Genomic DNA, 809 nt, shown 5'->3' on the forward strand with positions numbered 1-809 from the left:
CCTCTTATCGCCCCCGAAAAAGCACCCTCTTCATAGCCAAATAGTTCACTTTCCAATAATGTTTCTGAAATCGCAGCACAATTAACCCTGATAAATTTGTTATATTTCCGGTCACTGGCATTATGTATAGCATGTGCAAACAATTCCTTCCCTGTTCCCGATTCACCCCGCAGGAGGACGGTTGCAGGAGTTTTTGCTCCTAATTTTGCTTGTTCCATGGCAAGCACCATTTCATCGGATTGACCAATGATATCCTCAAATGTATATTTGGCTTCAAGTTTGCGAATGAGTTGCCGTGCACGATTCAATTCCCTATTTAAAGATTTCATCTCTGACATATCGTGGATAACACCAACACTGCCTTTTAATTTGCCTTTTACAATAATTGGAGCAACATTTACTATAACTTCCCGTTTACTGGGCCCCACTCTCATTGGTACCCCGCGGACAGCTCTCCTTGTTTGCAGCACTTTCATATGCATACTTTCGCCCTCAGATATATCGGCTGTAGCAGGTTGGCCTATTACTTGCTCCTGAGTAAGACCTGTAATCCGTGAGTATGCAGGATTAATAAGTATTCCCCTGCCATTCTCATCCACAACAGAAATGGCATCATCACTAGAATGAATAATAGCCTGAAGCATCGTTTGAATTTCTCGTAAATCTGTAAGTTCCTCCGCAAGATTAACCACTTCAGTAATATCTTTGAAGACAGCAAATGCTCCAATCAAGGTGCCATTTTCCTCAATAATAGGAATCCTTGTGGTAATAATTTTTCGATCATTTTCCAAAACCATTTCTTGATTTGC

The 809-nt window shown here is 41.0% G+C and carries 1 protein-coding gene; it reads right to left on the reverse strand.

What is annotated here, in order from left to right:
• The coding region (locus V7659_RS29720) for a sigma 54-interacting transcriptional regulator (RefSeq protein WP_335543631.1) at window positions 1-809 on the reverse strand (809 nt) is incomplete at both ends.

It is taken from the genome of Neobacillus drentensis, from assembly GCF_036966985.1.
Lineage (GTDB): Bacteria > Bacillota > Bacilli > Bacillales > Cytobacillaceae > Neobacillus > Neobacillus drentensis_E.